The sequence below is a fragment of the Paraburkholderia sp. BL23I1N1 genome (assembly GCF_003610295.1).
Lineage (GTDB): Bacteria > Pseudomonadota > Gammaproteobacteria > Burkholderiales > Burkholderiaceae > Paraburkholderia.
Map to the genome: position 1 here is coordinate 1529609 of NZ_RAPV01000001.1, position 14255 is coordinate 1543863.

The 14255-nt window shown below is 65.0% G+C and carries 9 protein-coding genes; 5 read left to right on the forward strand and 4 right to left on the reverse strand.

Annotated elements, in window-relative coordinates; all coding sequences use genetic code 11:
• Nucleotides 1-109: 109 nt before the first annotated feature.
• The 3 genes from B0G76_RS07285 to dapC all read right to left on the reverse strand — a co-directional run bounded on the left by B0G76_RS07285 (nucleotide 110) and on the right by dapC (nucleotide 2613).
• On the reverse strand, nucleotides 110-475 hold the full coding sequence (locus B0G76_RS07285) for an ArsC family reductase (protein ID WP_120291284.1): 366 nt from the start codon (nucleotides 473-475) through the stop codon (nucleotides 110-112).
• Complete coding sequence (gene dapD, locus B0G76_RS07290; RefSeq protein WP_120291286.1) at nucleotides 475-1302, reverse strand: 2,3,4,5-tetrahydropyridine-2,6-dicarboxylate N-succinyltransferase; 828 nt, start codon at nucleotides 1300-1302, stop codon at nucleotides 475-477. Before dapD ends, B0G76_RS07285 begins: the two co-directional genes overlap by 1 nt.
• Before the next feature lie 93 nt (nucleotides 1303-1395).
• Complete coding sequence (gene dapC, locus B0G76_RS07295; RefSeq protein ID WP_120296250.1) at nucleotides 1396-2613, reverse strand: succinyldiaminopimelate transaminase; 1218 nt, start codon at nucleotides 2611-2613, stop codon at nucleotides 1396-1398.
• 530 nt (nucleotides 2614-3143) lie between these two features.
• Here dapC and B0G76_RS07300 point away from each other — a divergent pair.
• From B0G76_RS07300 to def, 5 genes are all read left to right on the forward strand, one after another.
• Complete coding sequence (locus B0G76_RS07300) at nucleotides 3144-4130, forward strand: DMT family transporter (RefSeq protein ID WP_120291288.1); 987 nt, start codon at nucleotides 3144-3146, stop codon at nucleotides 4128-4130.
• A gap of 149 nt (nucleotides 4131-4279) precedes the next feature.
• Nucleotides 4280-7798, forward strand: coding sequence for a chromosome segregation protein SMC (gene smc / locus B0G76_RS07305; RefSeq protein WP_120291290.1), 3519 nt, complete (start codon nucleotides 4280-4282; stop codon nucleotides 7796-7798).
• Between the two features lie 117 nt (nucleotides 7799-7915).
• Nucleotides 7916-9169 carry a cell division protein ZipA C-terminal FtsZ-binding domain-containing protein gene (locus tag B0G76_RS07310; RefSeq protein ID WP_120291292.1) on the forward strand — a complete coding sequence of 418 codons (1254 nt, stop codon included), beginning with the start codon at nucleotides 7916-7918 and terminating at the stop codon, nucleotides 9167-9169.
• Nucleotides 9170-9345: 176 nt separating this feature from the next.
• Nucleotides 9346-11412 carry an NAD-dependent DNA ligase LigA gene (ligA, locus tag B0G76_RS07315; RefSeq protein WP_120291294.1) on the forward strand — a complete coding sequence of 689 codons (2067 nt, stop codon included), beginning with the start codon at nucleotides 9346-9348 and terminating at the stop codon, nucleotides 11410-11412.
• On the forward strand, nucleotides 11409-11942 hold the full coding sequence (def, locus tag B0G76_RS07320) for a peptide deformylase (RefSeq protein ID WP_120291296.1): 534 nt from the start codon (nucleotides 11409-11411) through the stop codon (nucleotides 11940-11942). The genes ligA and def overlap by 4 nt, the downstream gene beginning before the upstream one ends.
• Before the next feature lie 149 nt (nucleotides 11943-12091).
• Here def and B0G76_RS43540 read toward each other — a convergent pair whose 3' ends face one another.
• The gene (locus tag B0G76_RS43540; protein WP_409076701.1) at nucleotides 12092-14158 is read right to left on the reverse strand and encodes a pseudouridine synthase; all 2067 of its coding nucleotides are present in this window, start codon (nucleotides 14156-14158) and stop codon (nucleotides 12092-12094) included.
• Nucleotides 14159-14255: the final 97 nt, after the last annotated feature.

Consider the following 14255-nt stretch of genomic DNA (forward strand, 5'->3'; position numbering starts at 1 on the left):
CGCTTGTTGCGTTCGATCTTCGCGCCGGTTCAGGTCTTTGATCATGGCGTTCGAACCGTTGCGTCCGGTCTCACGCTTCAGATCACGCGTATCAATTCACGCGCTCGGATCAGGCAAACAGTGCTGCGTATTCGTCCGCCGCAAAACCGAGCGACTTGACCTTTCCATTGACCACCAGCACCGGCCGCTTGATCACCGACGGCTTGTGGATCATCAAGGCGATCGCGCCCGATTGCGTGTCCGCCGCCGCTTTCATGTCGTCGGACAGGCCGCGCCAGGTTGTGCCCCGACGGTTCAGCAACGCGTCGAGCTTCACATCCTTCAGCCAGTCCTGCACGAGCGGCTCGGTCACGCCGTGTTTCTTGAAGTCGTGGAATTCGAACTCGACGTCATGCTCTTCGAGCCACACACGGGCCTTCTTCACGGTGTCGCAGTTCGGGATGCCGTAGACAACGGTCTTGGTGCCGCGTGCCATCAGTCGCCTCGCAGCAGCTCGTTCAGGCCGACCTTCGCACGCGTCTTGGCGTCGACCTTCTTGACGATCACGGCGCAGTAAAGGCTATGCGAGCCGTCTTTCGACGGCAGGTTGCCCGCCACCACCACCGAGCCCGCCGGAATGCGGCCATACGTGACTTCGCCGGTTTCACGGTCGTAAATCTTGGTGCTCTGGCCCAGGTACACGCCCATCGAGATCACCGAGTTTTCTTCGACGATCACGCCTTCCACCACTTCCGAACGCGCGCCGATGAAGCAGTTGTCTTCGATGATGACCGGGTTGGCCTGCAGCGGCTCCAGCACGCCACCAATGCCCACGCCACCCGACAGGTGGACGTTCTTGCCGATCTGCGCGCACGAACCGACGGTCGCCCACGTGTCGACCATCGAGCCTTCGTCCACGTAAGCGCCGATGTTGGTGTACGACGGCATCAGCACGACGTTCTTCGCGATGAACGAGCCGCGGCGCGCGATGGCGGGCGGCACCACGCGGAAGCCGCCGGCGGCGAAGTCTTCAGCGGTGTAGTTGGCGAACTTCGACGGCACCTTGTCGTAGAACTGGGAGTAGCCGCCAGCCGCTTGCACCACGTTGTCTTCCAGGCGGAACGACAGCAGCACGGCTTTCTTCAGCCATTGATTGACGATCCAGTCGCCGTCCTTCTTTTCGGCCACGCGCAGCGCGCCCTTGTCCAGTTGCTCGATGGCGTGGGCGACGGCTTCGCGCACCTCGGCCGGCGCGGCCTTCGGCGACAGGTCGGCGCGGTTTTCCCAGGCGGTATCAATGATCTGCTGAAGTTGTTGCGACATATGCGTGCTTTTCTGAAGAGTTGAAGTCTGGAGAAGGGAATGCGGTGCGCTGGGCTGCTGAATACAAAACTCGCGAAAAAACGCACGAAAAACTCAGCCCGCGAGCGCGCGGCAAAAATCGACGATCCGTTGTGCGCCTTGCGTGCATTCGTCGACATCGGCGACGAGCGCCATGCGCACGAAATTGCGGCCGGGGTTCGCACCGTGCGCAGTGCGCGCGAGGAACGAGCCCGGCAGAACCGTCACATTATAGTCGGCGTGGAGGCGCTGGGCGAACTCGGTGTCCGACAGGCCCGTGCGCGAGACGTCCGCCCACAGGTAGAACGCGGCGTCGGGCAGGCGGACGTCGAGCACCCCGGCGAGCATCGGCGTTACGGTGGAAAACTTCTGCACGTACTTCGCGCGGTTCTCGCGCACGTGCGTTTCGTCATTCCAGGCCGCGATGCTGGCACTCTGGAACACCGTCGACAAGGCCGCGCCGTGGTATGTCCGGTATAGCAGGAAGTCTTTCAGGAGCGCCGCGTCGCCGGCCACGAACCCCGAGCGCATGCCCGGCACGTTCGAGCGCTTGGACAGGCTCGACAGCATGACGAGGCGCTCGAAGCCGCGGCCGAGCTTGTGCGCCGCTTCCAGGCCGCCGAGCGGCGGATGGGCTTCGTCGAAGTAGATTTCCGAGTAGCACTCGTCCGAGGCGATCACGAAGCCGTAACGGTCCGACAGCGCGAACAGTTCGCGCCAGTCGTCGAGCGTGAGCACCGCGCCGGTCGGGTTGCCCGGCGAGCACACGTAGAGCAGCTGCGTGCGCGCCCAGATGTCGGCCGGCACCGCCGAATAGTCGCAGGCGAAGTTGCGCGCCGGGTCGGTATTGACGAAGTACGGCTGCGCGCCGGCGAGAATCGCCGCGCCTTCATAGATTTGGTAGAACGGGTTCGGACAGAGTACGATCGCAGGCTCGCCGTCAGCATTTAGCTTGGGGTCGACGACCGTTTGTGCGAGCGCAAAAAGCGCCTCGCGCGAGCCCGACACCGGCAGCACCTGGGTGGCCGGATCGATCGCGGGCAAGTTGTAGCGCTGCGTCACCCATTTCGCGATCGACTCGCGCAGGGCAGGCGTTCCGATGGTGGCCGGATAAGCGGCGAGGCCGCCGAGCGAGGCAATCACCGCGTCGCGGATCAGCGCAGGCGTGGGATGTTTCGGTTCGCCAATGCCGAAGCTGATGTGCGCAAGGCCGGCCGGCGGCGTGACGTCCTTGAAAAGCGCACGTAGCTTTTCGAACGGGTAGGGCTGGAGGGAGTCGAGTAGCGGGTTCACTGGGCGGATCGAGCCTGATCGAGGATGGGCGCAGACGGATGCAAAGAGCGGCTGGGCACGCATGCCGACCGTAAAACGCATCAAACACGCGAAAAGGGCGACAGCGGCGGCGAGCGGATGATTATAGCGTGGCGGCGCGCGCGGGAAATTCATGGCCGCGTTGCTGTGTGCGACTCAAAACGCATGCAGCAGATAGAAACGCGACGGTAGTATCGAGGATGACTCCGGGCTGCAGCGGCCCGAACGCAAGCATTGTGTCCCGCAGAGGGCATCTGGGGGCACATTGCGGCGGCGCCTGGCGTGTAAGCCGCGGCGCAACCCGCCAGGCAGCGCAGGCAATGCGACGCAGCGGGAACGACGTGAACCGCGGACGGTTCGCGCAAAAACGAAGCAGGAGCAGCAATGCACGTAGCAGCATCGGAGACTTTCGGACAATTGGGACGATCAGGAGGCAGGGGGCGCAAGAACGCCTTCGCCAGAATCGGCAGCACCGCCCGCAGGAGCAACAATCGCCGCGGGAGTCTCGCTTCATGACCAACTGGCTTCGCAATGGTTGGCCCACCCTCGCAATCATGCTCGGTGCCTCGGTGTGGGGCATGATCTGGTATCCGCTGCGCATGCTGAATGCGCTCGGCGCAACGGGCACGGCGGCGAGCGCGCTCACGAGCGGCGCCGGTTGCCTGTTCGTTCTGCTGGTGCGCTACCGCGCGCTCAGGACCGTGCGCTGGCACTGGCTGCTGCCGGCCCTCGCGCTGGCCGCGGGCATTACCAATCTCGGCTTCGTGTGGGGTTCGATCCACGGCGAGGTGATGCGCGTCCTCCTGCTGTTCTATCTCACCCCCGCCTGGACCGCGCTCTTTGCGCACTTCATCCTGCACGAACGGCTGACCTGGGCCGGCGCCGGCCTTGCCGCGCTGTCTCTGGCCGGCGCGATGACCATGCTGTGGTCGCCGCAACTGGGCATCCCGGTGCCCGGCAACCTGGCCGAATGGGCCGGGCTTGCCGGCGGCATGGGCTTTGCGATGAGCAACGTGCTGATCCTCAAGACGAGCCGTGTGCTGCCTGAGATGAAACCGGAAATGCGCACTGCGACGATCTTCGGCGGCGCGGCGATTTTCAGCGCCTTTGCCTCGCTGTTCGAGGCGATGCCCGCACCGCCCACCGGCGCGCATCTCGGCACGGCCGCGCTACTGGTGCTCGGCCTCGGTTTTCTGCTCGCGTCGAACAATATGCTCGTGCAGTACGGCCTCTCGCGAGTGCCCGCCAATCGGGCCTCGATCATCATGCTGTTCGAGATCGTGGTCACGGCCTTGTCCGCGTGGCTCTTTGCCGGCGAAACACCCGGCCCGCGCGAATGGGCGGGCGGTCTGTGCATCGTGCTGGCGTCGGCGCTATCCAGCTGGGTGCACCGAACCAGGGCTTTGCCGCCTGATCCGGCCAATCAGGACACGGGTCTCGACACCGGCGACAGCACAGACCGTAAGGACGCTAAGAACCGCTCGCGCGCGATGGTATGATTGCCCCTCATTAGCCGGCGCACGCTTCACCGCGTGCGATTGGCGCCCGTGTCGCGGGGTTGCACGGGCCGTTTCGCTGTACCGGCGAACGGCTGGCGCGGACTTCACGAGCCACCTTTTATTTTCCCTTTTCAAACAGCGAAATCGCCGTGCGTCTGACCTCGATCAAACTCGCTGGCTTCAAGTCATTCGTCGATCCCACGCATTTCCAGGTCCCGGGCCAGCTTGTCGGCGTGGTCGGACCGAATGGGTGCGGCAAGTCCAATATCATCGACGCCGTGCGCTGGGTGCTCGGCGAATCGCGCGCTTCCGAACTGCGCGGCGAGTCGATGCAGGACGTGATCTTCAATGGCTCGACCGCGCGCAAGCCGGGTAGCCGCGCCAGCGTTGAACTCGTGTTCGACAACGCCGACGGCCGTGCCGCCGGACAGTGGGGGCAGTATGCCGAAATCGCCGTCAAGCGTGTGCTCACGCGCGACGGCACCTCGAGCTACTACATCAACAACCTGCCGGCGCGCCGCCGCGACATCCAGGACATCTTCCTCGGCACCGGCCTCGGGCCGCGTGCCTACGCGATCATCGGGCAAGGCATGATCGCGCGCCTGATCGAGGCGAAGCCGGAAGAGCTGCGCGTGTTCCTCGAAGAAGCCGCGGGCGTGTCGAAGTACAAGGAACGCCGCCGCGAGACCGAGAACCGCCTGCACGACACGCGCGAGAATCTGATCCGCGTCGAAGACATCGTCCGCGAACTCAGTGCGAATCTCGAGAAGCTCGAGGGGCAGGCGATCGTCGCGACCAAATACAAGGATTTGCAGGCCGACGGCGAAGAGAAGCAACGCCTGTTGTGGCTGTTGCGCAAGAACGAAGCCGGCGGCGAGCAGGAACGCCAGCAACGCGCGATCGAACAGGCGCAGATCGACCTGGAAGCGCAAACCGCGAAGCTGCGCGAAGTCGAGGCGCAACTCGAAACGCTGCGCGTCGCGCATTATTCCGCCAGCGACGCAATGCAGGGTGCGCAAGGTGCGTTGTACGAGGCGAATGCCGAAGTCAGCCGCCTCGAGGCCGAGATCAAGTTCATCGTCGAATCGCGCAACCGTGTGCAGGCGCAGATCGCCGCATTGACCGCGCAGCGTGAACAGTGGCAGTCGCAAGCCCAGAAAGCGCAAGGCGATCTCGAAGACGCTGAAGAACAACTGGCTGTCGCCGAAGAAAAAGCCGCGCTGGCCGAAGACGAAGCCGCCGCGAAGCACGATGCGATGCCGGCGCTCGAAGCGCGCTGGCGCGATGCGCAAAGTGAACTCAATGCCGAGCGCGGCGGTATCGCGCAGACCGAACAGGCAATCAAGCTCGAAGCCGCGCACCAGCGCAATGCGGATCAGCAATTGCAGCAACTGCAGCAGCGTCACGAGCGGCTGAAGTCGGAAGCGGGCGGTCTCGACGCACCCGACGAAGCGCAACTCGAAGATCTGCGCATGCAGCTCGCCGAGCACGAAGAAATCCTGCATGACGCGCAGGCCCGTCTCGCCGACGCGCAGGAAACGCTGCCGCGCCTCGACGGCGAACGGCGCGCTGCCCAGGAGCGCGTGCAGTCGGAGAGCGCACAGATTCATCAGCTCGACGCACGCCTTGCCGCGCTCAAGCAATTGCAGGAAAACGTCCAGACCGAAGGCAAGATCCAGCCGTGGCTTGAAAAGCACGAGCTGAGCGGCTTGCCGCGTCTGTGGAAGAAGCTGCACGTCGAAGCCGGCTGGGAAGCCGCGCTTGAGGCGGTGCTGCGCGAGCGGCTCGCCGCGCTGGAAGTGTCGAACCTCGACTGGGTCAAGGCATTCGCGACCGACGCGCCGCCCGCCAAGCTCGCGTTCTACGCGCCGCCGCCGGCCGGTCAGCCGGTCGCTGCATCGCCGGCTTTGCGTCCGTTGCTGTCGCTGGTTCGTATCGACGACGCAGGCATTCGCGCCGTGCTGAACGACTGGCTCGGCCTCGCCTTTGTCGCTGACGATCTGCAGCAGGCACTCGCCATGCGCGCGCAATTGCCGGAAGGCGGCTCGTTCGTTGTGAAGGCCGGCCACGTGGTGACGCGGGTCGGCGTCCAGTTGTATGCCGCCGACTCCGAACAGGCCGGCATGCTGGCCCGTCAGCAGGAAATCGAAAACCTGACGCGTCAGGTGCGTGCGCAAGCCTTGCTTGCCGATGAGGCGAAGGCCGCCGCGATCCGCGCCGAAGCCGCGCACACGCAAGCCGCGCAAGCGTTGACCGATGTGCGTCAACAGTCGGAGCGCGCGACGCAACGCGTGCACGCCTTGCAGTTGGACGTGCTCAAGCTCGCTCAGGCGCATGAGCGCTACACGCAGCGCAGCACGCAGATCCGCGAAGAGCTCGAGGAAATCACCGCGCAGATCGAAGAGCAGCGCGCTTTGCGCGGCGAATCGGAAGCGAACTTCGAGCGTCACGACGCCGAACTCGCCGAATTGCAGGCGCGTTTCGAAGATCACCAACTGGCCTTCGAAGCACTCGACGAATCGCTCACCGCCGCGCGCGCGCAATCGCGCGATCTCGATCGCGCCGCCACCGACGCGCGCTTCGCCGCGCGCAACATGGCGAACCGTATCGACGAATTGAAGCGCAGCATCCAGGTTTCGCACGAGCAGAGCGAGCGCGTCGCCGCGTCGCTGGAAGATGCGCGCGCCGAGCTGGAAACGATCAATGAGCAAACCGCGCATACCGGCTTGCAGGACGCGCTCGATATCCGCGCGGTCAAGGAAGAAGCGCTGCACGCCGCGCGTCTCGAACTGGACGACCTGACCGCCAAGCTGCGTGCCGCCGACGAAACCCGTTTGACCGCCGAACGTGCGCTGCAGCCGCTGCGCGACCGCATCAACGAATTGCAGCTGAAGGAACAGGCCGCGCGCCTGAACGGCGAGCAGTTCATCGAGCAACTGGCCGCGGCCGGCGTCGATGAAGCGCAATTGCAGGCCAAGCTCACGCCGGACATGAAGCCGTCCTACCTGCAAGGCGAAGTCACGCGGATCAACAACGCGATCACGGCGCTCGGCCCGGTCAACATGGCCGCGCTCGACGAACTGAAAGCGGCGACCGAACGCAAAACGTTCCTCGATTCGCAATCGGCCGACCTGAACAATGCGATCGAAACGCTGGAAGACGCGATCCGCAAGATCGACGGCGAAACGCGTACGTTGCTGCAAGGCACCTTCGACGAAGTGAACCGTCATTTCGGCGAACTGTTCCCGCGTCTCTTTGGCGGTGGCCAGGCCAGGCTGATCATGACCGGCGACGAGATTCTCGATGCCGGTGTGCAGGTGATGGCGCAACCGCCGGGCAAGAAGAATTCGACGATTCACCTGCTGTCGGGCGGCGAGAAGGCACTGACCGCCACTGCGCTGGTGTTCGCGATGTTCCAGTTGAATCCCGCACCGTTCTGTCTGCTCGACGAAGTGGACGCGCCGCTCGACGACGCCAACACGGAGCGCTTCGCGAACCTCGTGCGCGCGATGTCGGACAAAACGCAGTTCCTGTTCATTTCGCACAACAAGATCGCGATGGAAATGGCGCAGCAACTGATCGGCGTGACCATGCAGGAGCAGGGTGTATCGCGGATCGTCGCGGTCGACATGGAAACCGCGGCTGGTTTCGCCCAGAATATCGTTTAAGTTTTCGTTTAGATTGATCATCGCGGGCGCCCGCGTTCAGCGCAGCGGCCATCGGCCGCGCGACACGTGGGGTGGGCGCAGAGCCGCGCAGACAGAAGAATTGCTGATGGAGCATGCATGGACGAGTTGACACTCGGTTTGATCGGCGCGGGCGCCGTGGTGGTCGGGGGCGTGGTCGTGTACAACGCATGGCAGGGCGCGAAAGTGCGCCGCAAGATGCCGCGCCCGATGCCGGCCGATACCGCCGAAAGTTTCGCGCGCGACGATCAGGAAGAACAGAGTCCGTTTATCGAGCCGGCCCGGCCGACCACGCGGCGCGAGCCGGTAGTGGGTTCGGACGCGGCGGCGGAATCCGCGGCGGCGCGTGTCGAGCCGACTTTTGGCGCAAGCGCCGCGCCGCTCGATACACCGGCCGATATTCAGGCCGAGATGACTACGCCGAACGGCTATCCGGAAGCGGAAGACAGTGCTGAAGCCGAAGGCGGTCAGGCCGCGAAGGCCGGCGAACCGGTCGAGCCGATCCTGCCCGCTGCCACGACGATTTCGTCGGCGCCGCCGGCTATCGTCGATCGCCGCATCGACTGCATCGTGCCGATTCGGTTGAACGGCCCGGTGGCCGGCGACAAGGTGATTCCGCTTGCGCAGCGTCTGCGCCGCGCCGGCAGCAAGCCCGTGCATATCGAAGGCAAGCTCGAAGGCGGCGCGTGGGAATTGCTGCAAAACGGCGCGCGCTATGAAGAGCTGCGCGCGGCAGCGCAGTTGGCCAATCGCAGCGGAGCGCTCAACGAACTGGAGTTCTCGGAGTTCGTGACCGGCGTGCAGCAGTTTGCCGATGCGCTCGACGCGTCGCCGGAATTTCCCGACATGCTCGAAACGGTTGCCATGGCGCGCGAGCTCGACGGCTTCGCGGCGCAGTGCGATGCGCAACTGTCGATCAACGTACTCTCCGACGGCGCGCCGTGGTCGGCCAACTATGTCCAGGCCGTCGCGTCGCAGGACGGTTTGCTGCTCTCGCGCGACGGCACGCGCTTCGTCAAGCTCGACGCGAAGCAGAGCCCGGTGTTCATGCTGCAATTCGGCGACACCAATTTCCTGCGCGACGACCTGACCTACAAGGGCGGCCAGATGATCACGCTGGTGCTCGACGTGCCAGTCGCGGACGAAGACATCCTGCCGTTCCGCCTGATGTGCGACTACGCGAAATCGTTGGCTGAACGTATTGGCGGACGGGTGGTCGACGATGGGCGCCGCCCGCTGCCGGAAACGGCGCTGCTGGCCATCGAAAAGCAGCTGATGACGCTCTACGCGAAGCTCGAACAGGCGGGTATTCCGGCGGGTTCGCCGGCCACCCGGCGTTTGTTCAGCCAGTAACGGCAGCACTTTTTCATGCAGTACTCGACGGCCGCACGATGTGCGGCCGTTGGCGTTTGGGGCAGTGTTTCAGGTCGTGCATGGAACCCACGAAACTGGCCATTCGGCCGATGTAAAGGGGCACGCTTCCTGCGATAATCCAATGTCCGAATTCCATTGAAGAAGCTTCCGACAGCATGGCCCGAACCCCCGCCTCACACCCTGCAACCAGCGCTCCGGCAGAGCGGGCCGCGTGGCTGCGCGCGGAACTCGAACGCGCCAACTATGCGTACTACGTGCTCGACCAGCCGGACCTGCCGGATGCGGAATACGACAAGCTTTTCAAGGAACTGGAGGGGATCGAGACGGAGCATCCGGACCTGATCGCGCCGGATTCGCCGACCCAGCGCGTGGGCGGCGAGGCATCAAGCGGCTTCGAGCCGGTCGTGCACGATCAACCCATGCTTTCGCTGAACAATGGCTTCGAAGACGAAGACATCGTCGCGTTCGACAAACGCGTCGGCGACGCGCTCGGCAAGAACGCGAGCGAACCGCCAGTGCCGGTGGAGTACGCGGCCGAGCTGAAATTCGACGGGCTGGCCATCTCGCTGCGTTATGTCGACGGCATGTTCGTCCAGGCGTCCACGCGCGGCGACGGCACCACCGGCGAGAATGTCACGGAGAACGTTCGCACGATCCGTTCCATTCCGCTCAAGCTCAAAGGCAAGCGCATCCCACGCGTACTCGACGTGCGCGGTGAAGTGCTCATGTTCAAGCGCGATTTTGAACGACTGAACGAGCGCCAGCGGGCCGCTGAGCAGAAGGAGTTCGCCAATCCGCGTAATGCTGCCGCAGGCAGCTTGCGGCAGCTCGATTCGAAGATCACCGCGCAGCGGCCGCTGTCGTTCTTCGCATATGGAATCGGTGTGCTCGAAGGCGGCGAGATGCCGGCCAGGCATAGCGAACTGCTTGATTGGTACAAGGAACTCGGCTTGCCGGTGAATGGCGAGCGGGAGGTGGTGCAGGGCGCCGAAGGCTTGCTGGGGTTTTTCCACGCGGTCGGCGAGAAGCGCGACACGCTGCCTTACGATATCGACGGTGTCGTCTACAAGGTCAACCGGCGCGATGAGCAGGACGCGCTCGGCTTTGTCTCGCGCGCGCCGCGTTTTGCATTGGCGCACAAATTCCCCGCGCAGGAAGCGCTGACCAAACTCGTCGCGATCGACGTGCAGGTCGGCCGCACCGGCGCGATCACGCCGGTTGCGCGGCTGGAACCGGTGTTCGTCGGCGGTGCGACGGTGACGAACGCCACGTTGCACAATGAAGACGAAGTGCGCCGCAAAGATATCCGCATCGGCGACACGGTGATCGTGCGCCGCGCCGGCGACGTGATTCCCGAAGTGGTGAGCGCGCTGCTCGACCGCCGCCCGGACGACGCCCGCGAGTTCGTCATGCCCACGCATTGCCCGGTGTGCGGCTCGAGCATCGAACGGCTGCCGGACGAGGCGATTGCACGCTGCACGGGTGGCCTGTTCTGCCCGGCGCAGCGCAAGCAGGCGCTGTGGCACTTCGCGCAGCGGCGGGCGCTGGATATCGACGGGCTTGGCGAAAAGATCATCGATCAACTCGTCGAGCAGAATCTGGTGCGCACGCCGGCCGATCTGTTCAACGTTGGCTTTGCGACACTGGCGGAACTCGACCGCTTCGCCGAGAAGTCCGCGCAGAATCTGCTCGACTCGCTCGAAAAAGCCAAGCACACCACGCTCGCGCGCTTCATTTACGCGCTTGGGATCCGGCATGTGGGCGAATCGACGGCGAAAGATCTGGCCAAACATTTCGGCTCGCTGAATCCGATCATGGATGCCTCGGTCGAAGAATTGCTTGAGGTGAACGACGTGGGTCCTGTGGTGGCCGAGTCGATTCATCAGTTTTTCGCCGAAGAGCACAATCGGACGGTGATCGAGCAACTCCGTGCGCCGGGCAAGGTCACATGGCCGGAAGGACCGCCCGCGCCCAAGGCGCCGCAAGGCGTGCTGGCCGGCAAGACGGTCGTATTGACCGGCACCTTGCCGACACTCGCCCGCGAAGAGGCGAAAGAAATGCTCGAAGCGGCCGGTGCGAAAGTGGCCGGCTCGGTGTCGAAGAAAACAGATTACGTGGTGGCGGGGGCCGAAGCGGGAAGCAAGCTGGCGAAAGCCGAGGAACTCGGCATCCCGGTACTCGACGAAGATGGTATGCGTAAGCTCCTGGAGGGGCATCTATGATCCGCGAAATTCTCAAGATGGGCGATCCGCGCCTTTTGCGCATTGCCGATCCGGTCGATCACTTCGACACGCCCGAACTGCATGAACTCGTCAAAGACATGTTCGAAACCATGCACGACGCGGATGGCGCGGGGCTCGCTGCGCCGCAGATCGGCGTCAATCTGCAGGTGGTGATCTTCGGTTTCGGGCACAACGAGCGCTATCCGGATGCGCCGCCGGTGCCGGAAACGGTGCTGATCAACCCGACCATCTCGCCGGTGTCGCTGGATATGGAAGAGGGTTGGGAAGGCTGCCTGTCCGTGCCGGGCTTGCGAGGCGCGGTGAGCCGGTTTTCGATGATCAAGTATCACGGCTTCGATCAATACGGCAAACCGATCGACCGCGTCGCCGAGGGATTCCACGCGCGCGTGGTGCAACATGAGTGCGACCATCTGATCGGCAAGCTGTACCCGATGCGGATCAACGATTTCGCGAAGTTCGGCTTCACGGAAGTCCTGTTTCCGGATCTGGACCCGAATAGCGACGATTGACGCTTCGTTCCGGTCTGCGACGATCGTTTTCTCGGGTATGCCGCCGCCGGAAACAAAAAACCCACGCCGAGGCGTGGGTTTTTTGTTGGGTGAACATCACGGCGCGGGCACCGTGAGTTTTTCACTGTTCGAGCGTCAGGCTCCCGGCATCAAAACGACTCGTCCGCCGACAGATAGCGCCATTGGCCCGGCGGCAGCGCACCCAGCATCACCTGGCCCATCCGTACGCGCTTCAGGCCGATCACTTCGAGGCCGACCAGCTCGCACATCCGGCGGATCTGGCGCTTCTTGCCTTCGCGCAGCACGAAACGCAGTTGCTCGCCGTTTTGCCAATTGACCTGTGCGGGTTTCAGCGGCACGTCGTCGAGCGAGAGGCCGTGGCACAAGAGCGCGAGGCTTTCCGGCGGGAAGTGGCTTTCGACGTCGGTGGTGTGTTCGCCGAACGCCACGCGCACCAGATACTCCTTGTCGATCTCCGAATGGCCGCCGATCAGCTGCTTGGCGATGCGGCCGTCCTGCGTCAGCACCAGCAAGCCCGTCGAATCGATGTCCAGGCGACCGGCCGGCGCGAGCTGGCGCAGATGCGAGACCGAGAAGCGGATGTCGGAACTGTCGCCTTCCCAGCGATTTTCCGGCGTGACCAGCGTGATCGCCGGTTGGTAGCCGTCTTCCGCCTGGCCCGATACAAGGCCCACAGGCTTGTGGATCAGGACCGTCACCTGGCTCGCTTGGGCGGCTTCGGCGGCCGGATCGATCTCGATGCGCTGGTCCGGACGAATCTTGGTGCCGAGCGTGTCGATCCGCTCGCCGTCGACCAGCACCCAGCCTTTTTCGATCCACTCGTCGGCTTCGCGGCGCGAGCACATGCCGAGCTCCGACATCAGTTTGGACAGGCGCACGGTGCCCGGTGCGTCTTCGTAATCGCGGCGCGGCGTGCGCGGGGCGGCATCGGTGTCGCGTTCGGCTCTGGCTGCCGGTGTGGGGCCACGCGGCTTGTCGGCGCGGGCCGGGCGGGTGTCATCGCCAAAGCGGCGGCCGGCGGCCGGCAGCGCCTTGTCGAAGCTGCGAGCTGGGCGTTCGCCACGGTCATTACGTTCACTACGCTCGCCGGCACGCGCCGGACGATCGCCAAATTCGCGTTTGGCCGGTGCCCGTTCGCCGCGCTCGTCGCGCGGCGCGCGCGCCGGACGATCCGTGCGGTCGCCGTAGCCGCTCTTGACGGGTTTTGCGAAAGTACGCTCGCCACGCTCGGACGAGCCGCGTTCGCCTTCAAAACGGCGCGGTGCGCTGTCGCTGCGCGGTCCGCGCTCGCCGCTACGGCGTTCTTGCGGTGCGCCGCGATCGCTGCCGAAGCGAGGCCGATCCGAGGCGTCGCGCGCAGGACGCTCGCCACGTGGGCGGTCTTCAGACGGGCGGCCTGTGCCCGGGCGTGGGCCGCTGAACGAGCGGCGTTCGCCGTCGTCGCGGCGTGGGGCGCGATTGCCTTCGAAGCTGCGCGGTGCGCGTTCGCTGCGGTCTGCGCTGCCTTCGAAGCGGCGAGGCGCACGTTCGCTACGGTCCGAGCTGCCTTCAAACCGCCGGGGCGCACCTTGACTGCGCTCGCCCACGATCCGAACCGCCTTCAAAGCGACGCGGAGCACGGTCGCCATCGTCCCGACGCGGAGCACGATCACCGCCGCCTTCGAAGCGGCGCGGTGCGCGTTCACTGCGATCGCCACCGTCTTCAAACCGGCGAGGCGCACGAGCGCCCTCGTCCCGACGCGGAGCACGATCACCGCCGCCCTCAAGCCGGCGCGGTGCGCCTTGCCCGCGTTCACCATCAGCACGACGCGGAGCACGTTCGCTACGATCGCCACTACCTTCAAACCGGCGCGGCGCACGCGCACCATCGTCCCGGCGCGGAGCGCGATCACCGCCGCCCTCGAAGCGGCGCGGCGCGCCTTGGCTGCGTTCACCATCAGCACGCCGCGGCGCACGCTCGCTATCGTCGCGACGCGGAGCGCGATCACCGCTGCCCTCAAAGCGACGCGGCGCACCACCGGCCCCTTCACGCCGCGGCGGCCGATCCGACGGTGCCCGGCGCGCAGCGCCTGCACCACCCGCATCCCGCTCACGGGAAAACGATCCTTCAGCCCGCGGTGCACGCGCACCGGCGCCTGCCGGCTTACCTGCGCCCGCCGGCCGCTTGCCACCACCCGCTGCGCCAGCGCCTGCACCCCGCGCCCCGCTAAAACCCGCCGTCGACGTGGACGGCTTCGGCCCGGCCGGGCGCGTCGGCTTACGCGCCGAGGTGCTTCCGGTACGGACAGGGGC